The organism is Luteimonas marina (assembly GCF_007859325.1).
In the GTDB taxonomy this organism is placed as follows: Bacteria; Pseudomonadota; Gammaproteobacteria; order Xanthomonadales; family Xanthomonadaceae; genus Luteimonas; species Luteimonas marina.
On sequence record NZ_VOHK01000008.1, the window covers coordinates 51,586 to 76,306 of the forward strand.

Sequence of the window (24,721 nt, forward strand, 5' to 3'; positions counted from 1 at the left end):
GGTCAGCCGAGCGAACGGGCGGTGTTGATGACGTTGACGCCGTCGAAGCGCGCCGTGCTGGAGCCGTGCGAGACCGCCGACACCTGGCCGGGCTGGCCCTTGCCGTCGAAGAACGAGCCGCCCATGCGGTAGTCGCTGTCGTCGCAGACCGCCGAGCAGGCGTTCCAGAACTCCGGCGTGCGGATCTGGTAGGCCACGTCCTCGATCATCCGCGTGATCGCGCCATTCTTGATCTCGTAGAACAGCTGTCCGCCGAACTGCGCGTTGTAGCGCTGCTGGTCGATCGAGAACGAGCCGTCGCCGATGATGTAGATGCCGTTCTCCACGTCCTTGATCATGTCGGCCACCGACAGCTTGTCGCTGCCCGCGGCCAGCGACACGTTGGCCATGCGCTGGAACTGCACGCTCGACCACGAGTCGGCGTAGCAGCAGCCGTCGGACTCGGTCTTGCCGACGATGTGGGCCTGGTCGCGGATGGTCTGGTAGTCGACCAGGATGCCGTCCTTCACCAGGTCCCAGCGCTTGCACTTCACGCCTTCGTCGTCGTAGGCGACTGCGCCCAAACTGCCGGGCTGGGTCTTGTCGGCGAACAGGGTGACCTTGTCGCTGCCGTAGCGGAACTTCGCCTCGCGCTTGTCGAGCGTGGCGAAGCTGGTGCCGGCGTAGTTGGCCTCGTAGCCGAGCACGCGGTCGAGCTCCAGCGGGTGGCCGACCGATTCGTGGATCGTCAGCCAGGTATGCGAGGGATCGAGCACCAGGTCGTACTTGCCGGGCTTCACCGACGGCGCCTTCAGCTTCTCCTGCGCCTGCTTCGCCGCGGCGACCGCGTCCTCGCGCATGTCGTAGGACAGGCCGTAGTTGACCACGCCGTTGGGCGAGACGAACTTCTGCGACGCGTCGCCGTCGAGGTATTCGTAGCCCAGCCCCGCCGGCGCCGACAGCCCGTCGCGGGTGCGGAACTTGCCGCTGGCCTTGTCGATCGCGGTCACGGTGAACGGCGCCCAGATGCGGTGCACGTCCTGGTCGATGTAGGAGCCGTCGGTACTAGCGAAGTACTTCTGTTCGTTGACCAGGAACAGCGTCGAGTTGACGAAGTTGGCGCCGGCGCCGGTGGCCGCGGCGTTGACCGACAGCAGCAGCTCGACCTTGTCCTTGATCGGCACTTCCATCGCGTTCTTGCGGATCGGCGTCCGCCACGACACCTCGCCCACGCCCTGCACCGGCGCCAGCTGCACCTTCTCGCTCTGGATCTTCGCGTTGGCACGCGCGATCGCCACCGCGCGGCGCGCGGCCTCGGCCACGGAATCGGTCGACAGGCCGTTGGTCGCCGCGAAGCCCCAGGCGCCGTCGGCGATCACGCGCACGCCGATGCCGGTGGATTCGGTGTTGACCACGTTCTGGACCTTGTCCTCGCGCGTCATCACGAACTGGCGCAGGTAGCGCCCGATGCGCACGTCGCAGTAGCTGGCGCCGGCGCCGGTCGCGGCCTGCAGCGCGGCGTCGGCGAGCTGCTTCTTGATCGCGACATCGAGCGTCGACACCAGTTGCTCGGCGGCGATCGCCTTGCCGAGGAAGGACGGCAGCGCCAGGCTGCCCATGCCAAGGCCGCTCAGGGCCAGGAAGTCGCGTCGTTGCAAGGCTGTCTCTCCAGGGTGGTCGCCACGCGGTGGCCGGAGTGCCGGGGACCGGCGCGATGCAACCGCGCCGGGAGCGAATCACGTGATTCCCGATTCTTGCGCCCTCGCCCACGTCGCGCAAATGACTTTCGGCACGGGTCGCGCGGCCGGCTTTGGTATCGGCATGCGCGTTTCAGCCCAGCGATCGCGCGGTATTGATGATGTTCTGACCGTCGAAGCGCGCCGTACTGGCGCCATGCGAGACCGCCGACACCTGGCTCGGCTGGCCCTTGCCGTCGAAGAACGAACCGCCGAGGCGGAAATCGCGCTCGTCGCAGATCGCGACGCAGCCGTTCCAGAACTCCGGCGTGCGGATCTGGTAGGCCGCGTCCTCGACCAGACCCGCGACCTCGCCGTTGCGGATCTCGTAGAACAGCTGTCCGCCGAACTGCGCGTTGTAGCGCTGCTGGTCGATCGAATAGGAGCCGCGGCCGTGGACGTAGAGGCCGCGTTCCACGCCGCGGATCATGTCCGCGACCGTCAGCGGCGCCTTGCCCGGCGCCAGCGAGACGTTCGGCATGCGCTGGAACTGCACGCTCGACCACGAATCGGCATAGCAGCAGCCGTCGGACTCAGTCTTGCCGAGGATATGCGCCTGGTCGCGGACCGACTGGTAGTCGACCAGGATGCCGTCCTTCACCAGGTCCCAGCGCTTGCACTTCACGCCTTCGTCGTCGTAGCCGACCGCACCGAGGCTGCCGGGCCGGGTCTTGTCGGCGTACAGGTTGACGAGGTCGCTGCCCCAGCGGAACGAGCCGCGCTTGTCGAGCGTGGCGAAGCTGGTGCCGGCGTAGTTGGCCTCGTAGCCGAGCACGCGGTCGAGCTCCAGCGGATGGCCGACGTTCTCGTGGATCGTCAGGAACAGGTTGCTCGGATCGATCACCAGGTCGTACTTGCCCGGCTTCACCGACGGCGCCTTCAGCTTCTCCTGCGCCTGCTTCGCCGCGGCGATCGCGTCCTCGCGCATGTCGTAGGACAGGCCGTAGGCGACCACGCCGCCGGGCAGCTCGAAGCGCTGCGCGGGGTCCGCCTCCAGGAACTCGTAGCCCATGCCGGCGGGCGAGGACAGGCCGTTGCGCGTGCGGAACCTGCCGCTGGCCTTGTCCACCGCCGTCACCGTGAACGGCGTCCAGATGCGGTGCACGTCCTGGTCGATGTAGGAGCCGTCGGTGCTGGCGAAATACTTCTGCTCGTTGACCAGGAACATCTGCGAGTTGACGAAGCTCGCGCCCGCCTGCAGCGCGGCGGCATTGACCGACAGCAGCAGCTCGACCTTCTCCTTGACCGGCACTTCCATGCCGTTCCTGCGGATCGGCGTCCGCCACGACACCTCGCCCACCCCCTGCACCGGCGCCAGCTGCACCTTCGCGTCCTGGATCTTCGCGTTGGCGCGCGCGATCGCCACCGCGCGGCGCGCGGCTTCGGCCACTGAATCCGTGGTCAGTCCGTTGGTTGCCGCGAAGCCCCAGGCGCCATCGGCGAGCACGCGCACGCCGACGCCGGTCGATTCGGTGTTGACCACGTTCTCGACCCGGTCCTCGCGGGTTTGCAGCGACTGCTGCAGGTAGCGCCCGATGCGCACGTCGCAGTAGCTGGCGCCGGCGCCGGTCGCGGCCTGCAGCGCGGCGTCGGCCAGCGGCTTCTTGATCGCGACATCGAGCGTCGACACCAGCTGCTCGGCCGCGATCGCCCTGCCGACCAGCGGCGGCAATGCCAGCCCGCCCAGCCCGAGGCCGCCAAGGGCGAGGAAATCGCGTCGTTGCAAGGCCGTATCTCCTTAATGCTGTGGCAATTCCGAGTAGCCGGCTTTCCCAACTCGTCATCCCGGCGAAAGCCGGGATCCATTTTGCAGTTGATCCTGACCATTCCCGCGTAAAGCAGGAATCAAGATCAAAATGGATCCCGGCTTTCGCCGGGATGACGCTCGATCCGGAGCCCGCGGATTCCCGTCTTCACGGGAGTCACGATGGTCTTTCGAGGTTCCCTGTACATCGATTCTTGCGTTCGCAGCAGATCGACGCAAATGACTTTCGGCACGGTGCGCCGGCAAACACGTCGATGCTGCGGCAGCGCGACACCGCGCTATGCTTTGCGCCAAGCCCGTTCAGGATCCAATGCCTCCATGTGCCCTTCCCTGCTCGCCGTCGCGCTGTTGACCGTCTCCCTCGCCGCCTGCCGGGGCGAAGCGCCGCCGCCAGCCGCCGCGCCGCCGGCCGCGAATGCGGATGAAACCGCCGCCGCGTCGCAGCCGGACGCCGCGTTCGCCGACCTGTCCGGCCGCTACCTCGACCAGTCGCTCGCGCTGTCGCCGGTGGCGGCGACCCAGATCGGCGACCATCGCTTCGACGCCGAGCTCGACGACGTCGGCGAAGCGGGCCGACGCAAGGCCGTGGAGTTCAACCGTCGCTTCCTCGCCGAACTCGACGCCATCGACGCGACCAGGCTCTCGCGCGAGAACCAGGTCGACGCGAAGATCCTGCGCAACCAGCTCGAATACGCCCTCTGGGACGCCGAAACCCTGCAAAGCTGGGCCTGGGATCCGCAGACCTACAGCGGCCTCGCCGGTGGCGCGATCTACGGCCTGATGGCGCGCGAGTTCGCGCCGATGCCCGAGCGGCTCAGGTCCGCCACGGCGCGCATGGAGAAGATCCCCGCCCTGCTCGCGCAGGCGCGCGCAAGCCTCGACCCGGCGCGCGTGCCCAAGGCCCACGCCGACACCGTCGCGAAGCAGAACAAGGGCGTGCTCACCCTGGTCGATACCTTCATCACCCCCAACGCCGATCAACTGCAGGGCGAGGATCGCAGGCGCCTCGACGCGGCGGTCGCCACGCTGCGCGACGCGGTCGAGGAGCACCAGAAGTGGCTCGACGGCGTGCTGGTCCCGAACGCGAAGGGCAATTTCCGCATCGGCGCCGCGCTGTACGACCAGAAACTCCGGTACGCGCTGAACTCCTCGCTGTCGCGGCAGGAGATCCGCCAGCGCGCCGAGGCCGAGCTCGGGCGCATCCGCGACGAGATGTACGGCGTCGCGAAGACCGTGCTGGCTGGCCGGGCCGGTGCGCCGGAGACGCCTGATGCGCCGACCGAGGACGAGAAGCAGCGGGCGATCGAGGCGGCGATGGAGCTGGCCTATGCCGACAAACCCGCGCGCGAGGAAGTCGTCGACTTCGCCAGGCACACGCTCGAGGTGGCGACGGCGTTCGTGCGCGAGAAGGACCTGGTCAGCGTGCCCGACGATCCGGTCAAGATCATCCTGATGCCGGAATTCCAGCGCGGCTTCTCGGTCGCCTATGCCGATTCGCCTGGCCCGCTCGACAAGGGCCTGGATACCTACTACGCGATCTCGCCGATCCCCGACGACTGGAACGACGCCCAGGTCGATTCGTTCCTGCGCGAATACAACAAGCGCCTGATCCACGTGCTGACCATCCACGAGGCGATGCCCGGCCACTACCTCGAGGGCGCGCACTCGGCGCGGTTCCCGTCGACGCTGCGCGCGGTGTTCCGCTCCGGCCCGTTCGCCGAGGGCTGGGCGGTGTACACCGAGCGGGTCCTGGCCGACGCCGGCTACCTCGACAACGACCCGCTGTTCCGGCTGATGCAGCTGAAGTTCTACGCGCGCGCGGTGGCCAACGCGATCCTCGACCAGGGCCTGCACGTCGACAACTGGAGCAAGGAGCAGGCGATGGACCTGATGGTGCGCCAGACCTTCCAGCAGCAGAGCGAGGCCGACGGCAAGTGGATCCGCGCGCAGCTGTCCTCGACCCAGCTGGCCACCTACTTCGTCGGCGCGCAGGAGCACTTCGACGCGCGCAAGGTGGCCGAGGCGAAACAGGGCGAGGCGTTCGACCTCAAGGCCTACCACGACGGCATCCTGTCCTACGGCGCGCCGCCGGTGCGCTTCGCGCGACAGCTGCTGCTGGACGAGCCGATCGAATGAACCACCCCGCCGCTGGCGGTGGGGTATCGACCAAAGGGCGATGACGCCTGCGGAACGCTGACCCGCGGCACCCGCGCGACACGCCCGCATCGCCCGGCCGGACACGCCGATCCGCTCGAACCGGCCGGCCCACGGGGCGCATACTTGCAGCCATGGCCGATCGACCCGACATCGACAAGCCTCCACCCATCGCCGGCAGCACGCTCAGGCCGGTCGAACGCTGGCGCCACGGCGGCCGTCGCCAGCTCGACGACCACGTCGCCGAAGAGGTGCCCGTCGCCTTCGTCTACAACGACGCGCCGTTCGCGGTGATGATGGCCACGCCGGCGGACCTGGAGGACTTCGCCGCCGGGTTCGCGCTCAGCGAAGGCATCGTCGAGCGGATCGACGACGTGCGCATTGAAGGCATCGAGCACCTGCTCGAAGGCATCGAGATCCGCCTGCGGATCCCGGACGGGCGCGCCGAAGCGCTGGCGCTGCGCCGGCGCAGCATGAGCGGACACAGCGGCTGCGGCGTGTGCGGCAGCGAACTGCTGGAAGCCGCGCTGCGCACGCCCGCGCCGGTCGCGGCCGAGGTGCGCGTGCCGGTCGACGCCCTGCGCCGCGCCCTGCGCGAACTGCGCGGGGCGCAGGCGATCAACGCGGTCACCGGCGCGACCCACGCCGCGGGCTGGGCCGGACTGGACGGAGGACTGAAGCTCGTGCGCGAGGACGTCGGCCGCCACAACGCGCTCGACAAGCTGATCGGCGGAATGCACGCCCATGCCGCCGCGCTCGATCCCGCCGACGGCTTCCTCGTCGTCACCAGCCGCGCCAGCTACGAGATGGCGATGAAGGCGGCCAGCGCCGGCATCGCGCTGATGGCCGCGATCTCGGCGCCGACCGCGCTGGCGATCTCGCTGGCCGAGCGCGCCAACCTCACCCTGATCGGCTTCGCCCGCGACGACGGGCACGCCGTCTATACCCACGCACGCCGGCTGCTGCCGGAAGCCGCCGCCCCGCTGGCGGCCGCGTGCGCAGGCAGGAATTCCGCACCATGAGCCACGACCCGATCCGCAAGTACGACGGCCCCGCCGGCGGCTGGGGCGCGCTGAAGAGCGTCGCCAGACACCTGATCGAGCAGGACATCGAGATCAAGGGCGCGAAGACCCTGCTCCACGCCAACCAACCCGATGGCTTCGACTGCCCGGGCTGCGCCTGGCCGGACCGCGACCACACCTCCACCTTCGAATTCTGCGAGAACGGCGCCAAGGCCGTCGCCGCCGAGGCGACGAAGTTCCGTGCCGGCCCCGAGCTGTTCGCGAAGTACAGCGTTGCGCAGCTGGCCGAGTACAGCGACTACTGGCTGGAGCAGCAGGGCCGCCTGACCACGCCGATGCGCTACGACGCGGCGACCGACCACTACGTCCCCGTGAGCTGGTACGACGCGTTCGCGCTGATCGCACAGCACCTCAATGCCCTGCCCTCGCCGGACGAGGCGATCTTCTACACCTCCGGGCGCACCTCGAACGAGGCCGCGTTCCTCTACCAGCTGTTCGTGCGCGAGTACGGCACCAACAACTTCCCGGACTGCTCGAACATGTGCCACGAGTCCTCCGGCACCGCGCTGAAGAAGCAGATCGGCGTCGGCAAGGGCACGGTCTCGCTGCACGATTTCGAGAAGGCCGACGCGATCTTCATCTTCGGCCAGAACCCGGGCACCAACCACCCGCGCATGCTCGGCGAACTGCGCGAAGCGGCCAGGCGCGGCTGCCGGATCGTCTCGTTCAACCCGCTGCGCGAGCGCGGGCTGGAGCGCTTCGCCGATCCGCAGGACAAGCTGGAGATGATGACCTACGGTTCGACGAAGATCTCGTCGGACTACCTGCAGCTGAAGATCGGCGGCGACCTCGCCGCGATCAAGGGCATCATCAAGCACGTGCTCGAACGGGACGCGGAAGCCCTCGCGCGCGGCGAAGCCTCGCTGCTCGACCGCGGCTTCATCGACGGGCACACCGCGGGATTCGACGCCTTCGCCGAAGACGTCCGCGCCGAAGCCTGGGAAACGATCATCGCCGAATCCGGCCTCGACGAGGCGCAGATCCGCCACGCCGGCGAGATCTACCTGCGGTCCGGACGCGTGATCGCCTGCTGGGGCATGGGCATCACCCAGCACAAGCATTCGGTGCCGACGATCAACATGATCACCAACCTGCTGCTGCTGCGCGGCAACCTCGGCCGCGAGGGCGCCGGCGCCTGTCCGGTGCGCGGGCACAGCAACGTGCAGGGCGACCGCACGATGATGATCTACGAGAAGCCGCCGGCGGCGTTCCTCGACCGCATCGAGCAGGTGTTCGGCTTCGAGCCGCCGCGTGCGGACGGCTACGACACCGTCGGCGCGATCGAGGCGATGATCGAGGGCAAGGCCCGGGTGTTCTTCGCGATGGGCGGCAACTTCGCCATCGCCACGCCCGACAGCGACGCCACCGCACGCGGGCTGCGCCGCTGCGACCTGACCGTCAACGTCACCACCAAGCTCAACCGCAGCCACCTGGTCCACGGCCGCGACGCGCTGATCCTGCCCTGCCTCGGCCGCACCGAGATCGACCTGCAGGACACCGGTCCGCAGGCGGTGACGGTGGAGGATTCGATGAGCATGGTGCACCTGTCGTCGGGCATCAACCCGCCCGCCTCCGACCAGTTGCTGTCCGAGCCGGCGATCGTCGCGCACCTGGCCAACGCCACGCTCGGCGTGCGCAGCAAGCTGCCTTGGCTGTGGCTGGTCGGCGACTACGACCGCATCCGCGACCTGGTCGCGAAGACCTTCGACGATTTCCACGACTTCAACGCGCGCGTGCGCGTGCCCGGCGGCTTCCGCCTGTCCAACACGGCGCGCGACCGCGTCTGGAACACGCCGAGCGGCAGGGCGAACTTCATCGCCGCGCAGGTGCCCACCGACAACCCGATCCACCGCGCCCGCCGCATGCGCGGCGCGCAGCCGGTGTTCACCCTGGCCACCACCCGCTCGCACGACCAGTACAACACCACGGTCTACGGCCTCGATGACCGCTACCGCGGCGTATTCGGCGAACGTCGCGTGCTGTTCACCAACGCCGACGACATCGCCGCGCTGGGCATGAAGGCCGGGGACTGGGTGGACCTGGAAAGCCTCTGCGACGACTGCGTCAGGCGCACCGCCAAACGCTTCCTGCTGGTCGAGTACGACATCCCGCGCGGCTGCCTCGCGGCCTACTACCCGGAAACCAACCCGCTGGTGCCGCTGTCGAGCTTCGCCGACGAATCGCGCACGCCGACCTCCAAGTCGATCCCGGTGGTCGTGACGCCGCACGTCAACGATGCCGACGCGCCGCGCCAGCGCGACATCCACGCCTCCGTTGTCCGCTGACCCCGCCCTCGTCGCCGCGCTGCTGGCCGAACTGTCGGCGGAACCGGACGGCATGTCGCTGCCGCGCCTGTGCAAGCGCCTGGGCGTGCGCATGAGCGTGCTGCTGCGCACGCTGGCGTGGATCGGCGAGGACAGCGTCGGCGGCATTCCCGGCGCGGGACTGGTTCGCGTCGAGCGCAGGGGCGAGCGTGAGATCGCGCGTTTGACCGACAGGGGGCGTGCGGCCGGCGGGCAGCAGCCTCCCTGAAATACGCGGCCGAAACGGGCAATCCTGCAGAAACGAGCGCACCTGGACATTGTAGGAGCGCCTTCAGGCGCGATCACTGCACGATCTCGTCGAGCGCCCGGTCGCGGCTGAAGCCGCTCCTACAGGTGATGGGGCGGATCGACGAATCGTTCGGGCATCGCGTCGCCGGGTCGATCGTTCGTCACCCCCGCCCCGCACGGCCGTCGCTCACGCAGTGGCTTCATGACTCGAATACCGCCCGATCGCCTCCCCGTGCGCATCGAGGAACCGCGCCACCGCCGCCAGCCCGAAGCCATGCAGTCTCTCGACGAAGCCGGGATCGGTGCGCAGGCGGCTCGACGCCGGCAGGGTCGCGAGATCGACGTCGTCGGCGATCACGTGCAGCCGCCACTCCGGGCCACGGACGCCGTCCGTCGCCACCTGCCGCTGCAGCCGGCCGACCTGCCCGATCATCCGCAGTTCGCCGATCAGGCTGGCGTTGAAGGTGATCTCGTTGATCCGGTCCATGATCTCGGTGCTGCGCCTGGGCACGCCCTCGCGATGCGCCGGATTGAGCCGGACCACGACGATGTCGCAGTCCGCGTCGGGATCGACCAGCGGATGGATCGACGGATTGCCGCTGTAGCCGCCGTCCCAGTAGGCCTCGCCGTCGATCTCGACGGCCTGGAACAGGAACGGCAGGCAGGCCGACGCCAGCAGCGCGTCGAGGCCGAGCGCAGCGCCGCTGAACACGCACGGTTCGCCGCTGCGCACCGCGGTCGCGGTGACGAACAGGCGGATCGGACCGTCGCGCAGCGCCTGTTCGTCGACGTGCCGCACCAGCACGTCGCGCAACGGATTGAGGTTGAGCGGGTTGTAGTCGTAGGGACTGAGCGTGCGCAGGAAGCGGCTGGCCCAGTCGTAGCCCGGCACGGCGTTCAGGTCGAAGGGCGGACCGAACGACGGGGCCTGCAGCGGCAGCAGGTAGCTGCCGCCGGCGTTGCCGATGTCGCGCCAGAAGCGCTGCAGCGCCTCGCGTGCGCCCTCGCGGCCATCCTGCGCCCAGCCGGTCGCCAGCACCGCCGCATTCAGCGCGCCGGCGCTGGTGCCGGAGATCGCGTCGATGCCGATGTCGTCGCGCTGCAGCAGGCCGTCGAGCACGCCCCAGGTGAACGCGCCGTGCGAGCCGCCACCCTGCAGCGCCAGGCGGATCCTGCGCGGAGCGTTGCCCGTCGTCGTGGAACGCCGTGAAGCGACCGGCACCGGTCGCGGCGAGCGGGCGGCGTCGCCCGCATCGGGTTCCGCGTCGACACCGGGCGCCGGTCCCGGCAACGGCGGCGATGCTGCCACCACCGCTGCGCCACGGCGAGTTGACCAACGCCGGCGCCACCACGTCTTCAGTCGCTGGAACAGGGACATCGCATCGGCTCCCGTCCCTCCCGCCGCAAGCTTACCCAATCCGCGTGCACGGACGATGACCGGTCCCGCGCGGCGCCCGCGCTTGCGCTACCCTGCCGGCGGACCTTCCGGAGCCCGGCCATGGGGTTGCTGGCCATCCAGCCCGCCGAACCGCTGTCGTCGCTGGTCGCATCGATCTGGGACTGCGAGCTGCCGCGCCAGGCGCATGCGTTCGACCGCCTGCTGCCCTCCGCGCAGCCGCAACTGGTGATCAACCTCGCGCAGGACGAGACCCGCGTCTACGACGACCAGCTGCGCTGCACGCGCAACGCCGGCGCGGCCCTCGACGGACCCTCGCACCGCAGCACCCTGATCGACACCGTCGAGCAGACGCGCGTGCTCGGCATCGTGTTCCGCGCCGGCGGCGCCGCGCCGTTCTTCCGCGAGCGCATGGACGCCATCGCCAACGCCCACGTCGACCTCGACGCGCTGGCCCCCGGTGGCGCACGCACGCTGCGGCAGCGGCTGCTGGAAGCCCGCGACGCGCAGGCGCGACTGCGCATCGTCGAACGCTGGCTGTGCGCACATGCCGACGCGATCCGCGCGCACAGGCACCCGGCGATCGCGCACGCGCTGCGGCTGATCGACGCCGCGCCCGCGACCCAGCGCATGCCGGCCATCGCCGCGCACTGCCGGCTGTCGCCGCGCCGGTTCGGTGAACTGTTCCGCGAGCAGGTCGGCCTGTCGCCCAAGCGCTACGCGCGTCTGCAGCGCTTCCACGGCGTGGTCGCGCAGGTGCACCGTCGCGAGCGCGTCGACTGGGCCGGCATCGCCGCCGACGGCGGTTTCCACGACCAGGCGCACCTCGCGCACGAGTTCCGCGCCTTCGCCGGGATGACGCCGACGGCCTACCTCACGCAGCAGGGGCCCTGGCCGACCCACGTGCCGCAGGCCTGAGCGCCGGAATCTACAAGACGCCGGCCGCGGACGCAGGCAGGCTTGCGCTGCGCCGCCGACCGGCGGCATTCACGAGGAGATCGACATGAACACCAGCACGGACACCCGCAGCACCATCATCCCCTGCCTGCGCTATCGCGACGCGCCCGCGGCGATCGACTGGCTGTGCGGCGCCTTCGGCTTCACGAAACACGCGGTCTATGCCGACGGCAACACCGTGCACCACGCCCAGCTGACCTTCGGCAACGGCATGCTCATGCTCGGCTCGACCGACAACGACAGCGAATGGGGCCGGCAGATCGCGCAGCCGGACGAGATCGGCCTGCGCGAGACGCAAAGCCCCTGCGTGATCGTGGACGACGTCGATGCGCACTACTCGCGCGCGACCGCCGCCGGCGCGACCATCGTGCAGGACATCGCCGACCAGGATTTCGGCGGTCGCGCCTACTCCTGCCGCGATCCCGAAGGCCACCTGTGGTGGTTCGGCAGCTACGATCCGTGGAAGGCGGAATCCTGAGCGCGATGCGGGCCGCGGACGCCCGTGCGATCGCGCTGCCGCTGCCCGATGCGGCCGCATCCCGGCCCTGCACCGGGGTCTGCGCGTGACCGGCGTGCGTGAACGCGCTCCCGCGGATTCCGTGCTGGCGCACCACTATCCAACGGCACTGGATTCTCACGAGCGTTTACGCCACCCTCGGGCAACATCGACGCGCACGTCGACGAATTCGACCGATCCCCGAGGAGATTCGCCATGACCAGCCGCCGCGATTTCATCGCCACCGCCGGACTCGCCGCCACCGGACTCGCCTTCGCGCCGCTCGCCGCCTGCAGCCAGGAGCGCCCCGACCCGACCGCCGTGCGCGAGAAGCCCATGGGCGCCATTGCCGACATCGTGCCGCTCGGCGGCGCCCTGCTCACGCGAGCCATCCCCTCCAGCGGCGAGGCGATCCCGGCCATCGGCGTCGGCACCTCGGGCAGCTACGAGGTGCCGCTGGATTCGGCCGAGTTCAGCGCGCTCAAGGACGTGATGAAGGTGTTCTTCGAGGGTGGTGGCAGCGTCATCGACACCTCGCCGAACTATTCCAATGCCGAGGACGTGGTCGGCGCGCTGCTGGCCGAGGGCGGCTGGCGCGAGCGCTGCTTCCTCGCCACCAAGCTCGCCGCCGACAACCGCGCGGACCTGGAGGCGCAGTGGGCCGATTCGCTGCGCCGGCTGCGCACGGACAAGGTGGAGCTGCTGCAGGTCCACAACCTGCGCAACATGGCCGAGGCCATGCCGTATGCGCGCGAACTCAAGGCGCAGGGCAAGGCGAAGTACATCGGCATCACCCACTACCTCGAGCGCGGCCATGCCGATACCGAGCGCCTGATGCGCGCGGAAAAGCCCGACTTCGTGCAGATCAACTACTCGGTCAACGCGCCGCAGGCGGCGGATACGGTCTTCCGCGCCGCGCAGGAGCTGGGCATCGCGGTGATGGTCAACCGCGCCTTCGACGACGGCAAGCTGTTCGCCGCTAGCCGGGACAAGCCGCTGCCGGCCTGGGCCGGGGACGTCGGCGTGGGCTCGTGGGCGCAGATGTTCCTGAAGTTCGTCGTCAGCCATCCGGCGGTGACCGTGGTGATCCCCGCCACCGGCAAGCCCGAGCGCCAGGCCGACAACCTCAAGGGCGGCGTCGGCCCGCTGCTGGACGAGGACCAGCAGGCCGAACTGGTGGCGATGTTCGCCTGAGGTCGGTCAATCTATTTTTGCGGTTGCTCCGCCTGATCGGAAGCAGATTCCTCGCTACGCTCGGAATGACAAGCATCATCATTGCTGGATGATCTTCCGGAAAGTGGAGTGCACGACAGCGAAAATGGATCCCGGCTTGCGCCGGGATGACGGGATTGGGGCCGTGAGGAACTGACAAAAAGATGCGCGAGGGAATCTCCAACCTGTTCAACCTCCGCCGCGGGGAACTCGCGCCGGTGCTGGTCGCGGGCCTGTTCTTCTTCTGCATCCTTACCGCGCTGATGATGCTGCGACCGGCGCGCGACGCGCTCGGCATGGAGCGCGGCATCGACAGCGTGCGCTGGCTGTTCATCGGCACCGCGGTGGTCACCCTGCTGGTCAATCCGGTGTTCGGTTGGCTGGTCAGCCGCTTCCGGCGGCTGCACTTCATCGCCGCGACCTACGCGTTCTTCGCGCTGAGCCTGGCCGGCTTCTGGTCGCTGCTGGTGTTCGCGCCGGGCGCGGTGGGCGCACGCAGCGGGCAGGTGTTCTACGTCTGGTTCAGCGTGTTCAACCTGTTCGTGACCATGGTGTTCTGGGCGCTGCTCGCCGACCGGTTCTCCAGCGAACAGGGCAAGCGGCTGTTCGCGCTGATCGCGGTCGGCGGCACGCTTGGCGCGATCTTCGGGCCGTGGCTGGCCTCGCACCTGGCCGAACCGCTGGGCACGCCGAGCCTGCTGCTGGTCGCCGCCGGCTTCCTCGCGCTGGCGATCGCGCTGGCGTGGACGCTGGTGCGGGTGCGTCCGGACCGTCCCGGCGCAGTCGCGGACGCGACCGCCGCGGCCCCCGTCGCCGACGAGGAGCGTCGCATCGGCGGCAGCGCCTGGGCGGGCTTGCGCGCGGTGTTCTCCTCGCCCTACCTGATGGGCATCGCCGGCTACGTGCTGACCATGACCATCGTCGCGACCTTCATCTACTTCACCCGCCTGCAGATGGTGGCGGCGGCCGAGAGCGACCTCGACGCGCGCACCGGCATGCTCGGCAACATCGACATGTGGACCCAGGTCGCGGTGCTGCTGCTGCAGCTCACGCTGACCGGGCACATCATCCGCCGCTTCGGGCTGGCCTTCGCGCTGGCCGCGCTGCCGGTGGCCACCGCGCTCGGTTTCATCGGGCTGGCGATCTACGGCTCGTTCGCGGTGCTGATCCTGCTCGAGGCGATGAACCGCGCCGTGCAGCGCGGCCTGACCCGGCCCGCGCGCGAGGCGCTGTTCACGGTCATCAGCCGCGAGGACAAGTACAAGGCCAAGGCCTTCATCGACACCTTCGTCTATCGCGCCGGCGACGTGGTCGGCGCACAGACCGAGGGCCTGCTCGGGCGCCTCGGCCTGGCGCTGGGCGGGCTGGTCACCGTCGTCGTGCCGCTGGCGCTGTTCTGGGCGATGCTCGGGATCTGGCTCGGGCGCGCGCAGCAGCGGCGTGCAGCCGCCGGAGCGCCGGAGCCTGCCGCTCAGGTCGATGCGCGCTGACTGAAGGCCACGCTGCCCAGGATGAGCGCGCCGGCGACGGCCATCGGCCAGGTCAGCGGTTCGCCCAGCAGCCACCAGGCCCAGGCGACGCCGAACAGCGGCACCAGGTAGGTCACCGTCGAGGCGCGGCTGGCGCCGACGCGCGCGATCAGCCGGTAGTACATGACGAAGGCGATGCCCGTACACAGCACGCCGAGCATCGCCGCCGACAGCCACGACACCGTTGGGATCGCCTGCACGGGCCAGGTCCACGCCGCGAACGGCAGGGTCAGCAGCGCGGCGACGCCGAGCGTGGCCGAAGCGACCGCCGCGGGCGGCAGCCCGGTCAGGTGCCGGCGCACCAGGTTGATGCCGAAGCCGTACAGCAGCGACGCCGTCGCGCCCGCCGCCGCCGCCCAGCCCACGCTCATGCCGGCGACCTTGCCGCTGGCCAGCACCACCACGCCGGCGAACCCCACCAGCAGCGCGGTCGCGCGGCGCCCGCCGATCCGCTCGCCGAAGAACAGCACGCCGACCAGGGCGGTGAACAGCACCGTCATCGCATTGGCGATCGCGCCGATGCCCGCCGGCGCACGCTGCGCCGCCCAGGCGAACAGGACGAACGGCAGCGCCGAGTTGATCACGCCGATCATCGCCAGCTTCGGCCACAGCCGCGCCGGGAACTGCGCCCGCGCGCGCCACAGGAACGGCAGCAGCACCAGCGAGCCCAGCGCGAGCCGCACTTCCACCAGCGGCACCGGGCCGAAATCGTTGGCCGCCACGCGCATGAACAGGAACGAGGCGCCCCAGATCGCGCCGAGCACGCACAGCTCCAGCGGCGTCAGCCAGCCGGCTTCCGCGCGCGCCGGCGCCGGGCAGCTGATCGAGGGCGTCGCGCTCATGACATGAATCCCGTTGCGGTCGGACGCCATTCTTGCCGTCGCCATGCCCGGCCACAAACGCGTAGTATTCGATCCAGGTATGAACCAGATTTGTGGCTCACATGGCCCTGCGCTCCGACCTCCTGCCGGCCCTGGCCGCGTTCGAATCCGCCGCCCGCCACCAGAACTTCGCGCATGCCGCGGAGGAACTGCACCTGACCGCGAGCGCGGTCAGCCACCACGTGCGCAAGCTGGAGGCGCGGCTCGGGGTCGCCCTGTTCCAGCGCCACGCGCGCGGCGTGTCGCTGACCGCGGAAGGCCGGCTGCTGGCCGACACCGCCGGCGGCGCGATCAACGACATCGACGTGGTGATGCGCGACCTGCACCGCCATCGCGACGACCGGCACGTGGTGCGGCTCACCACCCTGCACTCGCTGGCCTACACCTGGCTGATCCCGCGCCTGCCCAGCTTCATCGACGCGCATCCGGACATCCGTCTGCGCATCGACACCGAGATCTCGCTGACCCGCTTCGACGACTCCGGTCCGGACGTCGGCATCCGCCACGGCCCCGGGCACTGGCCGGGGCTGGCCGCGATCCGACTGATGGACGAATCGCTGTTCCCGGTCGCGAACGCCACGCTCGCCGGCCGCGCCGAGTTGCACGCGCCCGCCGACATCGCGCGCCTGCCGCTGATCGGGGACCTGTCGCACCAGGGCTGGCACGACTGGTTCCGCGCCAACGGCGTGCACGGCGTCGCGCTCGACCCGCAGCTGGTCTTCAGCGACGCCACCGACGCCCTGCGCGCGGCGGCGCAAGGGCTGGGCGCCACGCTGGCGCGCGAGCGCATCGTCGCGCCGTGGCTGGCCAGCGGCCAGCTGCAGCGGCTGCCGGGCGAGGCACTACCGGGCCGCTACGCCTACCACGTCGTCTATCCCTCGCACCGCAAGCCGCGCGCGGCGGTGCGGTGCGTGATCGACTGGCTGACGGCGCAATCGCCGGAATAGCCTCCCTCGTCACCCCCGCAAACTCCTCATCCCCGCGAAGGCGGGGATCCAGTGTCTTTGCGCCTTCAAAAGTTTGAAGACGCTGGATCCCCGCCTTCGCGGGGATGACGGGATCAGGGAGTTCTGCGACCGGAAGCAGGCAACCTGCCCTTGCGACAGCCGGGGTCGAATCATGCCCCCGGCAGGGCCGGAAGTTTCCCCGGCGCCAACGACACCGCACCACGCCCCACCGATCAAGGCGACCGCTGCCACGTGACGTTTCCCCGCCGCGGATGCATCCTGTCGCCCCCTCATCCCTCCGTGCCGCGATGAATCCCGCCACCAAGGCCCACTGGCAGATCCACCTGTGCGTGCTGCTGTGGGGCTTCACCGCGATCCTCGGCAAGCTGATCACGCTGCCGGCGCTGCCGCTGGTGTGGTGGCGCATGGGGCTGGTGGTGCTGGCGCTGTTGCTGGTGCCGCGCGTGTGGCGCGGCGTGCGCGCGATGCCGCCGAGGCTGCTGCTGGCCTACGCCGGCGTCGGCGTGCTCGTCGCCCTGCACTGGCTGACGTTCTACGGCGCGATCAAGCTGGCGAACGCCTCGATCGCGGCGACCTGCATGGCGCTCGCCACCGTGTTCACCGCGGTGATCGAGCCCAAGCTGGCGCGGCGGCGATTCTCGAAACGGGAGGTCCTGCTGGGCGTGCTGGTGCTGCCCGGCGTGGCGCTGGTGGTCGGCGGCGTCTCGGTCGACATGCGCATCGGCATCGCGGTCGGCGCGCTGTCGGCGCTGTTCGTGGCGGTGTTCGGCTCGCTCAACAAGCGCCTGGTCGAGCACGCCGACCCGCTCACCGTCACCGCGGTCGAACTCGGCGCCGGCACGCTGGCGCTGACCGCGCTCGCGCCGCTGATGCCGACGCTGTTCCCGGCCTTCGCCGGCCCGCTGCTGGTGCTGCCCTCGCCGTCCGACGCGCTCTGGCTGCTGCTGCTCGCCGGCGCCTGCACCCTGTTCCCGTTCGCGCTGTCGCTGGTCGCGCTGCGGCACATGAGCGCGTTCTCGGCGCAGATGGCGGTCAACCTCGAACCGGTCTACGCCATCGTGCTGGCGATGCTGCTGCTGTCGGAACAGCGCGAACTCACGCCGATGTTCTACGGCGGCGTGGCGATCATCCTGGTGGCGGTGTTCATGCATCCGCTGCTGCACCCGCAGCGCCGCATCGACCACCCGGAGGTGCTGGGCACGTCCGAGGCCAAGGGCATCGTCGAGTAGCCCCGGGGCGATCGCCGGAGCGCCCCGGTGTGACAAAGCTGTCCCCGGCGCGAATCACCCCGGCATGACAGGCACAATCGCCCCGACCCGCGGACACGCAATGGATCACGCCGACCCGATGGACAGCGCCACGCACGCCCGGTTCGACGAGCTGCTGCAGCGCCACCGCGGCATCGTGTTCAAGATCGCGAACACCTACGCGAACGGCGCCGAGGACCGCGCCGACCTCGCCCAGGAGATCGCCGCCCAGCTGTGGCGCGCGTGGCCCGGCTACGACCCGGCGCGCAGCTTCCCGACCTGGATGTACCGGATCGCGCTGAACACCGGCATCTCGTTCCTGCGCGGCGAAAGCCTGCGCCGGCGCCATGCCGTGCCGCTCGACGAAGCGCTGCACGAGGTTGCCGACGAACGTGCCGTCGACGTCGAGACCGCCGACCGGCTGCGCCTGCTGCAGGGCTTCCTCGCCACGCTCGAACCGCTGGACCGGGCGCTGCTGGTGCTCTATCTCGAAGAGCGCAGCACGCGCGAGATGGCCGAGATCCTGGGCCTCGGCGAGAGCAACGTCACCAGCAAGATCAGCCGCCTCAAGCAGCGCATCCGCGGCCATGCCGCGCCTTCCGCAACCACCTGACCCCCCGACATGCAGATGGAATCGACCATGGAACTCGACGAACTCAAGCTGGCCTGGCAGTCGCTGGGCAGGCAGCTGGAACGCCAGCAGGACCTCCAGTGGCAGCTGCTGCGCGACCGCAAGCTGGATCGGGTTCACGGCCAACTGCGGCCACTGGTCCTCGGGCAGGCGCTGCAGCTGCTGCTCGGGGTCGGCCTGGTCGTGCTCGGCATCGCCTGCTGGTCGCGCAACACGGACGCCCCCGGCCCGTTCGCGGCCGGGATCGCGGTGCACGTCTTCGGCGTGGCGAACATCATCCTCGCCGCGATGACCATCAGCCGGGCCACCGGCATCGACTACGCCGCGCCGGTGGTCTCGATCCAGAAGCAGATTGCCCGCCTGCTCCAGGTCTACCTGCTCAACGGCACGGTCTGCGGACTGTCCTGGTGGCTCATGTGGCTGCCCGTCACCATCGCCTTTGCCGGACTTGGCCGCGTCAACCTGTTCCAGCAGGCGCCGTCGTACATCTGGAGCGCGATGGCGGTCAGCCTGATCGGGTTTGCCGGCACCGGTTGGTACATCCGCCGGTCGAGGAACCGCGCCGCCGCAGGCCCACGGGCGCCTGCCGCCACCCGCAACCTGGGCGATGGCGGCGACGGCATCCGCCGCGGACAGCAGTTGCTGGACGAGATCGCGCGCTTCGAGCGGGACTGAGGCAACGCCGGCATCCCGGCCCGCAAGTGGGTAGGTCGGGGCTACCGCCCCGACGCCTTCAATTTGATACGGGGGCCGATCTGCGGATCCGGGCATTGCTGAGCCGGATCAATCGGCGATCGACCATGCCCGTCATGTCGGGCGGTTATCATCCGTCGCTGGACCGCTTGCCCCCGCACGCCTTCCGCATGCCTGACGTTCCCCTTGCCGGCCTTCGCCGGTCTGCATTGCACGCACTGGCGGCCTCGATCGCGCTGGCGTTCGCGGGCTGTAGCGAGCCGACGCCGGCCGATGCCGAGGCCGAAGCTTCACCGGCGGCAAACCACGCGCCCGTGCTGCAGTGCCTGCCCACCGCGCTGCTTCCGCTGCCGCTGCCGCTGGCCGAAGGCTTCGCGGCTACGCACGCGGATGCCGCCACCAGCCCCGCGCTGGCCGAATGCATGCAGTCGCTGTTCGGCAGCCGCACGCTGAAATCGCCCGCGGCCTTCGATCGCGCCTACGGCCGGGTCTTCGCCTACCACGAGGAAGACGGCACCCTCGCGCCGGCGACGCTGCGGCACCGCGGCCTGCGGCTGTTCCGCCTGGGCGACACCGGCGGCGCCCGCGTCTGGCTGCTGCGCATCGACACCGGCACCGAACTGGAGGAGGCGCACCTGGACGTGTTGCTCAGCACCGCCAAAGCCGACGGCGCGCTCGTCGACCAGTTGCTGGTCGGCGGCATGGGCCTGCTGTACCGCCGCGACTACGACGTCGAGGCCGCGGACGCATTCTCGATCCGCGAGGAAACCGGCAACGCGCGCGAAACCGGCCCCGGCTACCGCGCAAGCTATCGCATCGCCCCGGACGGCCGCTTCACGCTGGTCTCGGGGAGCGTGCTGGACGCACCGTAGGCGCAGCCGCGCGCGCGTACGGCCGCGCGCCTCAGCGCAGGCTGTACCCCGACACGCGCCAGACCTTGTCCTCGTCGAGGCGGAACGACACCAGCTCGCGCACCGGCTGCGCCTCGTTGGCGAACTTCGTCGCCGAACGCACGTTGATGTAGAGGCCTTCGGGCACCTGCTGGCCGGCCTTGAACAGCGAACGGCTGACCTCCGGGTTCGCGCGCGTGGCCACGGCGCCGAGGCGGTTGCGGTCGATCGTGACCTGCTTGATGAACTCGTCGCGCGAGACGACGTTCTTCATCGCCGCCGACGCACCGTCCCACACTTCGCCGATGCGGTTGGCGTCCACCAGCGCCATGACCTGCAGCGCCGCCTGGCTCATGTCCGCGTCCTGCTTGGCCAGCGCCGCGCGCTGCTCGGGCGTGAGCTGGTCCATGGCGGGCTGTCCCGCGGGCGCGGGCTGGGCCTGCGGCTGCGGCTGCGGCGCAGGCTGCTGGGCAAGCGCACCGGCGCAGAATGCAAGGCCGGCGAGGGTCGAAAGCAGGCGCAGTCTGTTCACGGTCGTCATGGTCGGGCCAACGCTCCTGGGATTCGGGTGGCCGAGTGTACGCCACCGCCCGTTGCGGTCCAGTCGCGTCCGGTACCCTTGCCTGTCACAGACCGCCGCCGTCGCGCGTCATGGCGGATACGGGCCCCGAACGGAAACCTGAACGATGAGCCTGCTCCTCCTGCTGCTGTCGTGCCTGCTGCTCGCCCTGCTCGTCTGGGCGATCGCGGTGTTCAACCGCCTGGTGCGCCTGCGCAACCAGGTGCGGACAGCCTGGGCCGACATCGACGTGCAGCTGATCCGGCGCCACGACCTGGTGCCGTCGCTGGTGTCGGCGGTGCAGGCCTACGCCGGCCACGAGCGCGCGGTGCTGGAGGCTGTCACCGAACTGCGCGCGCAGGCGCTGGCGACGCAGGGCAGGCCGCAATTGGCGCAGGTGGAGCAGGCGCTGGAGCAGGCGATCGGCCGGCTGTTCGCGCTCAAGGAAGCCTATCCCGACCTCAAGGCCAGCGAGAACTTCGCGCAGCTGCAGCGCGACCTGGTCGGGGTGGAGGAACACCTGCAGTACGCGCGCCGCTTCTACAACGGCGCCGTGCGCGACCACAATGACGCCGTCCAGCGCTTCCCCGACCTGCTGGTGGCGCGCGCGACCGGCTTCGGCGCAGAGGAATTCTTCGAAGCCGGCGACGCCCAGCGCGCGGCGGTGCGGGTGGAACTGCCGTGAGCGCGCCCGTCCGCCTGTTCGCGATCGCCCTCGCCCTGCTGCTCGCGGCCGCGACGCTGCCGCTGGCGGCGCAGGAGCGCATCGAGTCCTACGACAGCGAGATCACGCTGAACGCCGACGGCAGCCTCGACGTGGTCGAACACATCCGCGTGCGTGCCGAAGGCCATCAGATCCGCCGCGGCATCCAGCGCGATTTCCCGACGCGCTATCGCGATCGCTACGGCAACCGCATGGTCGTCGATTTCGATGTGATCGAGGTGCGTCGCGACGGCCGCCCCGAACCATGGTTCACCGAAACCCGCAGCAACGGCGTGCGCGTGAACACCGGCAACGACGATTTCCTGCCGACGCCAGGCAGCTTCACCTTCAGCATCCACTACCGCACCACGCGCCAGCTCGGCTTCTTCGCCGACCACGACGAACTCTACTGGAACGCGATCGGCACCGGCTCGGTGTTTCCGATCGAACAGGGCGGCGCCGAAGTCCAGCTGCCGCAGGCGGTGCCGGCCGCGGAGATGGACGCAGAAGGCTACACGGGCGCACAGGGCCAGCGCGGCCAATCGTACGACGTGACGCTGCCTTCGCCCGGCGTCGCCAGATGGCGGCTGACCGCGCCGCTGGCGCCGGGCGAAGGCCTGACCCTCGTGCTCTCGTTCCCGAAGGGGCTGGTGCCCGAACCCACCGCCGCGCAGAAATTCCTGTGGTTGCTCAAGGACAACCGCGCGGTGCTGGTCGCGCTGCTCGGCCTCATCGTCGTGCTCGCCTACTGCGTGCTGCGCTGGCGCCAGGTCGGCCGCGATCCGCCACCGGGCACGGTGATCGCGCGCTACGAGCCGCCCGCGGGCATTTCGCCCGCCGGCCTGCGCTTCATCAGGCGCATGGGCTACGACACCCGCTGCTTCTCCGCGGACGTGCTCTCGCTCGCGGTCGCGCGCTGCCTGCTGATCGAGCGCGACAAGGGCCTGATGACGGACCACTGGCGCCTGGAGAGGACCGACGGCGGCGACACGAACGGCACGCCGGGCGAGCAGACCACCCTGCTCGGCAAGCTGTTCGCCGGGCGGGCCGCGCTCGAACTCGACAAGGACAACGCCGACACCGTGCAGGCGGCAATCCGCGCGCACTGGAAGGCGCTGGACAGGCGCTTCAAGGGCACGATGTTCAACAACAACGGCGGCAGCACTGCACTCGCCTTCCTGCTGGCGCTGCTGTTCTCCGGCATCGCGATCGCGGTGGGTGTCGGCACCGGCAGCGGCCTGCTGTTCGCGCTGGTGCCGATCGCGCTGATGGTGCTGGCGGCGATCGTGTTCGCCTTCCTCGTGCGCGCGCCGACGCGCGAGGGCCGGAAGATGCTGGACCACATCGAAGGCCTGCGCCGTTACCTGGGCGTGGCCGAGAAACAGGACCTGCAGCGCCTGCAGGGACCGGAGGGGGCGGAGCCGACGCTGGACGCGAAGCGCTTCGAATTCCTGCTGCCCTACGCGGTCGCGCTCGACGTCGAGGACGCGTGGACGAAGAAGTTCACGCTCGCGGTGGGCGCCGCGGCGGCGGCGGCCGCGACATCGGCCATGGCCTGGTACCACGGCACCGGCTCGGTCGGCGACATCGGCGGCTTCACCACCGCGATCGGCAACAGCCTGGCCTCGCAGATCGCCTCGTCCTCGTCGCCGCCCGGCAGTTCCTCGGGCGGCGGCGGCGGTGGTTTCTCGGGCGGTGGCGGCGGCGGTGGCGGGGTCGGCGGCCGCTGAGCGCGCGATGCGTCAGTCGCGATCGAGCGTGTTCGCACCCGGGCCGAACCCGGCCATGCGGTCGTCGGGGTTGCGCAGCGGGCACTGCTTCAGCGACAGGCAGCCACAGCCGATGCAGCCGTCGAGGTGGTCGCGCAGGCGCGTGAGCCGCGCGATGCGCGCGTCCAGTTCCGCATGCCAGCGGCGCGACAGGCGGCTCCAGTCCGCCGCCGTGGGCGTGCGTCCGTCCGGCAGCGCCGACAGCGCGTCGCGGATCGACGCCAGCGGGATGCCGGTGCGCTGGGCGACCTTGATCACCGCGATCCTGCGCAGCACGTCGCGCGCGTAGCGGCGCTGGTTGCCGGCGGTGCGCCCGCTGCGGATCAGCCCCTTGCTCTCGTAGAAGTGCAGCGCCGACACGGCCACGCCGCTGCGCGCGGCGACTTCGCCGATCGTCATCTCGCTCGTGGGCGCGCCCGCCCGGCCGCCCGCCAATCGCTCGCCCATCGCCACCCTCCTTGACCTCGACATTACTTTAGGTTTTAGCCTGTCCGCGCCTTCCACTCAAGACCGGACTCCGCATGCACGTCGCAGCCAGCCCCCTCGCCGGACCCGAAACCATGCGCGCGATGGCGCTCGCCCGCCACGGCGCCGCCGAACTTCCGCGCCCGTACCACCTGCCGATTCCGGAACCGGGCCCGACGCAGTTGCTCGTCCGCGTGCATGCCGCGGGCGTGGGCCGCTGGGACCTGCACGAACGCGAAGCCGCCTTCGCGCGGACGCAGGGACGGCACACGCACTTTCCGCACGTGACCGGATCGGAGGGCGCCGGCGTGGTTGTCGCGGCCGGAAGCGAGGTGCGCGGATTCCACGAGGGCGACCGCATCTACGGCCTCGTCCCGCACCGCAATCCCAAGGACGGATGCCATGCCGAGTTCGCGCTGTTCGATGACGGCTACACCTGGCGCGTGCCGCCGCGGCTCTCGCTCGACCAGGCCGCGGTCCTGCCGGTCGACGGCGGTATCGCGCTGCGCGGACTGCGCGACGTGCTGCAGGCGCGATCCGGGGATTCGCTGGTGCTGCTCGGCGCCAGCGGCGGCATCGGCCACCTCGCGCTGCAGCTGGCGCGCAACCTCGGATTGCGCACGCTCGCGATCGCCTCGGGCGATGACGGCGTGCGCCTCGCCGAACGGCTCGGCGCCGACGCCGCCATCGACGGACGCCGGCCGGGCATCGAACGCGCGATCGAACGCTTTGCGCCGCCGGATGGTGCGCTCGCATTGCTCACCGCGGGCGGGGACGCCGCCGCGCGCGTGATCGCGGCCATGCCCCGCGGCAGCCGGATCACCTGGCCCAACGGCGTCGACATGCCCGCCATCGCGCGCGACGACGTGACCGCCCAGGGCCATGGCGCCGGCGACGGACCGGCGCTGATGCATGCGCTCCACGCCCTGGTCGAAGCCGGTCCGCTGGTGCCGCATGTCTCGCAACGCTTCCCGCTGGAGCGCATCGCGCAGGCGCTCGACGCGGTCACGCGACACCACCTCGGCCGCATCGCGGTGCTGGCGGCATGAACACGCCC

General features: G+C 70.2%; 22 protein-coding genes. 16 read left to right on the forward strand and 6 right to left on the reverse strand.

Features of this window, described 5'->3' with window-relative positions; translation table 11 throughout:
- Positions 1 to 2: 2 nt before the first annotated feature.
- Positions 3 to 1,637, reverse strand: coding sequence for a TldD/PmbA family protein (locus FQY83_RS16160; RefSeq protein WP_192906729.1), 1,635 nt, complete (start codon positions 1,635 to 1,637; stop codon positions 3 to 5).
- Positions 1,638 to 1,809: 172 nt separating this feature from the next.
- Positions 1,810 to 3,441 carry a TldD/PmbA family protein gene (locus FQY83_RS16165; RefSeq protein ID WP_146389018.1) on the reverse strand — a complete coding sequence of 544 codons (1,632 nt, stop codon included), beginning with the start codon at positions 3,439 to 3,441 and terminating at the stop codon, positions 1,810 to 1,812.
- A 357-nt stretch (positions 3,442 to 3,798) separates the two neighbouring features.
- Between FQY83_RS16165 and FQY83_RS16170 the strand changes: the two genes are divergently transcribed.
- The 4 genes from FQY83_RS16170 to FQY83_RS16185 all read left to right on the forward strand — a co-directional run bounded on the left by FQY83_RS16170 (position 3,799) and on the right by FQY83_RS16185 (position 9,248).
- Positions 3,799 to 5,616 (forward strand): DUF885 domain-containing protein, encoded by a 1,818-nt coding sequence (locus FQY83_RS16170; RefSeq protein WP_146389020.1) that lies wholly within the window; start codon positions 3,799 to 3,801, stop codon positions 5,614 to 5,616.
- A 152-nt stretch (positions 5,617 to 5,768) separates the two neighbouring features.
- Positions 5,769 to 6,656, forward strand: coding sequence for a formate dehydrogenase accessory sulfurtransferase FdhD (fdhD, locus tag FQY83_RS16175; RefSeq protein WP_146389021.1), 888 nt, complete (start codon positions 5,769 to 5,771; stop codon positions 6,654 to 6,656).
- On the forward strand, positions 6,653 to 9,001 hold the full coding sequence (locus tag FQY83_RS16180; RefSeq protein ID WP_146389023.1) for an FdhF/YdeP family oxidoreductase: 2,349 nt from the start codon (positions 6,653 to 6,655) through the stop codon (positions 8,999 to 9,001). Before fdhD ends, FQY83_RS16180 begins: the two co-directional genes overlap by 4 nt.
- On the forward strand, positions 8,991 to 9,248 hold the full coding sequence (locus FQY83_RS16185; protein ID WP_146389025.1) for a hypothetical protein: 258 nt from the start codon (positions 8,991 to 8,993) through the stop codon (positions 9,246 to 9,248). Before FQY83_RS16180 ends, FQY83_RS16185 begins: the two co-directional genes overlap by 11 nt.
- Positions 9,249 to 9,455: 207 nt before the next feature.
- Here the strand turns inward: FQY83_RS16185 and FQY83_RS16190 are convergent, their stop codons facing one another.
- Positions 9,456 to 10,646 carry a patatin-like phospholipase family protein gene (locus FQY83_RS16190; RefSeq protein ID WP_146389027.1) on the reverse strand — a complete coding sequence of 397 codons (1,191 nt, stop codon included), beginning with the start codon at positions 10,644 to 10,646 and terminating at the stop codon, positions 9,456 to 9,458.
- 120 nt (positions 10,647 to 10,766) lie between these two features.
- On the opposite strand from FQY83_RS16190, the gene FQY83_RS16195 reads away from it, so the two are divergent.
- The 4 genes from FQY83_RS16195 (at position 10,767) to FQY83_RS16210 (ending at position 14,819) form a co-directional block, all read left to right on the forward strand.
- On the forward strand, positions 10,767 to 11,582 hold the full coding sequence (locus tag FQY83_RS16195) for a helix-turn-helix domain-containing protein (RefSeq protein ID WP_146389029.1): 816 nt from the start codon (positions 10,767 to 10,769) through the stop codon (positions 11,580 to 11,582).
- Between the two features lie 85 nt (positions 11,583 to 11,667).
- Positions 11,668 to 12,099 (forward strand): VOC family protein, encoded by a 432-nt coding sequence (locus FQY83_RS16200; protein ID WP_146389031.1) that lies wholly within the window; start codon positions 11,668 to 11,670, stop codon positions 12,097 to 12,099.
- A gap of 234 nt (positions 12,100 to 12,333) precedes the next feature.
- Positions 12,334 to 13,311 (forward strand): aldo/keto reductase, encoded by a 978-nt coding sequence (locus FQY83_RS16205; protein WP_146389033.1) that lies wholly within the window; start codon positions 12,334 to 12,336, stop codon positions 13,309 to 13,311.
- A gap of 182 nt (positions 13,312 to 13,493) precedes the next feature.
- Positions 13,494 to 14,819, forward strand: a complete 1,326-nt coding sequence (locus FQY83_RS16210; protein WP_146389036.1) for an NTP/NDP exchange transporter — start codon at positions 13,494 to 13,496, stop codon at positions 14,817 to 14,819.
- On the opposite strand, the gene FQY83_RS16215 is transcribed toward FQY83_RS16210, so the two are convergent.
- Entirely contained in the window at positions 14,801 to 15,700 is a 900-nt protein-coding gene (locus FQY83_RS16215; RefSeq protein WP_146389038.1) for a DMT family transporter, read from the reverse strand. The genes FQY83_RS16210 and FQY83_RS16215 overlap by 19 nt on opposite strands.
- Before the next feature lie 101 nt (positions 15,701 to 15,801).
- Between FQY83_RS16215 and FQY83_RS16220 the strand changes: the two genes are divergently transcribed.
- The 5 genes from FQY83_RS16220 (at position 15,802) to FQY83_RS16240 (ending at position 20,150) form a co-directional block, all read left to right on the forward strand.
- Complete coding sequence (locus FQY83_RS16220; RefSeq protein ID WP_192906730.1) at positions 15,802 to 16,686, forward strand: LysR substrate-binding domain-containing protein; 885 nt, start codon at positions 15,802 to 15,804, stop codon at positions 16,684 to 16,686.
- 308 nt (positions 16,687 to 16,994) lie between these two features.
- Positions 16,995 to 17,936 carry a DMT family transporter gene (locus FQY83_RS16225; protein ID WP_146389040.1) on the forward strand — a complete coding sequence of 314 codons (942 nt, stop codon included), beginning with the start codon at positions 16,995 to 16,997 and terminating at the stop codon, positions 17,934 to 17,936.
- Between the two features lie 100 nt (positions 17,937 to 18,036).
- Positions 18,037 to 18,567, forward strand: a complete 531-nt coding sequence (locus FQY83_RS16230) for an RNA polymerase sigma factor (RefSeq protein ID WP_146389042.1) — start codon at positions 18,037 to 18,039, stop codon at positions 18,565 to 18,567.
- 15 nt (positions 18,568 to 18,582) lie between these two features.
- Complete coding sequence (locus tag FQY83_RS16235) at positions 18,583 to 19,260, forward strand: serine/threonine protein kinase (protein WP_146389044.1); 678 nt, start codon at positions 18,583 to 18,585, stop codon at positions 19,258 to 19,260.
- A gap of 188 nt (positions 19,261 to 19,448) precedes the next feature.
- Positions 19,449 to 20,150 (forward strand): hypothetical protein, encoded by a 702-nt coding sequence (locus FQY83_RS16240; RefSeq protein WP_146389046.1) that lies wholly within the window; start codon positions 19,449 to 19,451, stop codon positions 20,148 to 20,150.
- Between the two features lie 31 nt (positions 20,151 to 20,181).
- On the opposite strand, the gene FQY83_RS16245 is transcribed toward FQY83_RS16240, so the two are convergent.
- Entirely contained in the window at positions 20,182 to 20,700 is a 519-nt protein-coding gene (locus FQY83_RS16245; RefSeq protein WP_146389128.1) for a DUF4019 domain-containing protein, read from the reverse strand.
- Positions 20,701 to 20,854: 154 nt separating this feature from the next.
- Between FQY83_RS16245 and FQY83_RS16250 the strand changes: the two genes are divergently transcribed.
- Both FQY83_RS16250 and FQY83_RS16255 read left to right on the forward strand, forming a co-directional pair.
- Positions 20,855 to 21,412, forward strand: coding sequence for a LemA family protein (locus FQY83_RS16250; RefSeq protein WP_146389048.1), 558 nt, complete (start codon positions 20,855 to 20,857; stop codon positions 21,410 to 21,412).
- Positions 21,409 to 23,160, forward strand: a complete 1,752-nt coding sequence (locus FQY83_RS16255; protein ID WP_146389050.1) for a DUF2207 domain-containing protein — start codon at positions 21,409 to 21,411, stop codon at positions 23,158 to 23,160. The genes FQY83_RS16250 and FQY83_RS16255 overlap by 4 nt, the downstream gene beginning before the upstream one ends.
- Before the next feature lie 12 nt (positions 23,161 to 23,172).
- Here FQY83_RS16255 and soxR read toward each other — a convergent pair whose 3' ends face one another.
- A complete protein-coding gene (soxR, locus tag FQY83_RS16260; protein WP_146389052.1) occupies positions 23,173 to 23,646 on the reverse strand; it encodes a redox-sensitive transcriptional activator SoxR in 474 nt (157 codons plus the stop codon).
- A 74-nt stretch (positions 23,647 to 23,720) separates the two neighbouring features.
- On the opposite strand from soxR, the gene FQY83_RS16265 reads away from it, so the two are divergent.
- Entirely contained in the window at positions 23,721 to 24,713 is a 993-nt protein-coding gene (locus FQY83_RS16265) for an NADP-dependent oxidoreductase (protein ID WP_146389054.1), read from the forward strand.
- Positions 24,714 to 24,721: the final 8 nt, after the last annotated feature.

Bases quoted from the DNA above. Each gene is read 5' to 3' on its own strand.
- FQY83_RS16190 (WP_146389027.1), bottom strand. From the start codon at position 10,646: ATGTCCCTGTTCCAGCGACTGAAGACGTGGTGGCGCCGGCGTTGGTCA.
- fdhD (WP_146389021.1), top strand. From the start codon at position 5,769: ATGGCCGATCGACCCGACATCGACAAGCCTCCACCCATCGCCGGCAGC.
- soxR (WP_146389052.1), bottom strand. From the start codon at position 23,646: ATGGGCGAGCGATTGGCGGGCGGCCGGGCGGGCGCGCCCACGAGCGAG.
- FQY83_RS16265 (WP_146389054.1), top strand. From the start codon at position 23,721: ATGCACGTCGCAGCCAGCCCCCTCGCCGGACCCGAAACCATGCGCGCG.
- FQY83_RS16210 (WP_146389036.1), top strand. From the start codon at position 13,494: ATGCGCGAGGGAATCTCCAACCTGTTCAACCTCCGCCGCGGGGAACTC.
- FQY83_RS16195 (WP_146389029.1), top strand. From the start codon at position 10,767: ATGGGGTTGCTGGCCATCCAGCCCGCCGAACCGCTGTCGTCGCTGGTC.
- FQY83_RS16205 (WP_146389033.1), top strand. From the start codon at position 12,334: ATGACCAGCCGCCGCGATTTCATCGCCACCGCCGGACTCGCCGCCACC.
- FQY83_RS16230 (WP_146389042.1), top strand. From the start codon at position 18,037: ATGGATCACGCCGACCCGATGGACAGCGCCACGCACGCCCGGTTCGAC.
- FQY83_RS16240 (WP_146389046.1), top strand. From the start codon at position 19,449: ATGCCTGACGTTCCCCTTGCCGGCCTTCGCCGGTCTGCATTGCACGCA.
- FQY83_RS16215 (WP_146389038.1), bottom strand. From the start codon at position 15,700: ATGAGCGCGACGCCCTCGATCAGCTGCCCGGCGCCGGCGCGCGCGGAA.
- FQY83_RS16170 (WP_146389020.1), top strand. From the start codon at position 3,799: ATGTGCCCTTCCCTGCTCGCCGTCGCGCTGTTGACCGTCTCCCTCGCC.
- FQY83_RS16220 (WP_192906730.1), top strand. From the start codon at position 15,802: ATGGCCCTGCGCTCCGACCTCCTGCCGGCCCTGGCCGCGTTCGAATCC.
- FQY83_RS16250 (WP_146389048.1), top strand. From the start codon at position 20,855: ATGAGCCTGCTCCTCCTGCTGCTGTCGTGCCTGCTGCTCGCCCTGCTC.
- FQY83_RS16180 (WP_146389023.1), top strand. From the start codon at position 6,653: ATGAGCCACGACCCGATCCGCAAGTACGACGGCCCCGCCGGCGGCTGG.
- FQY83_RS16200 (WP_146389031.1), top strand. From the start codon at position 11,668: ATGAACACCAGCACGGACACCCGCAGCACCATCATCCCCTGCCTGCGC.
- FQY83_RS16235 (WP_146389044.1), top strand. From the start codon at position 18,583: ATGGAATCGACCATGGAACTCGACGAACTCAAGCTGGCCTGGCAGTCG.
- FQY83_RS16225 (WP_146389040.1), top strand. From the start codon at position 16,995: ATGAATCCCGCCACCAAGGCCCACTGGCAGATCCACCTGTGCGTGCTG.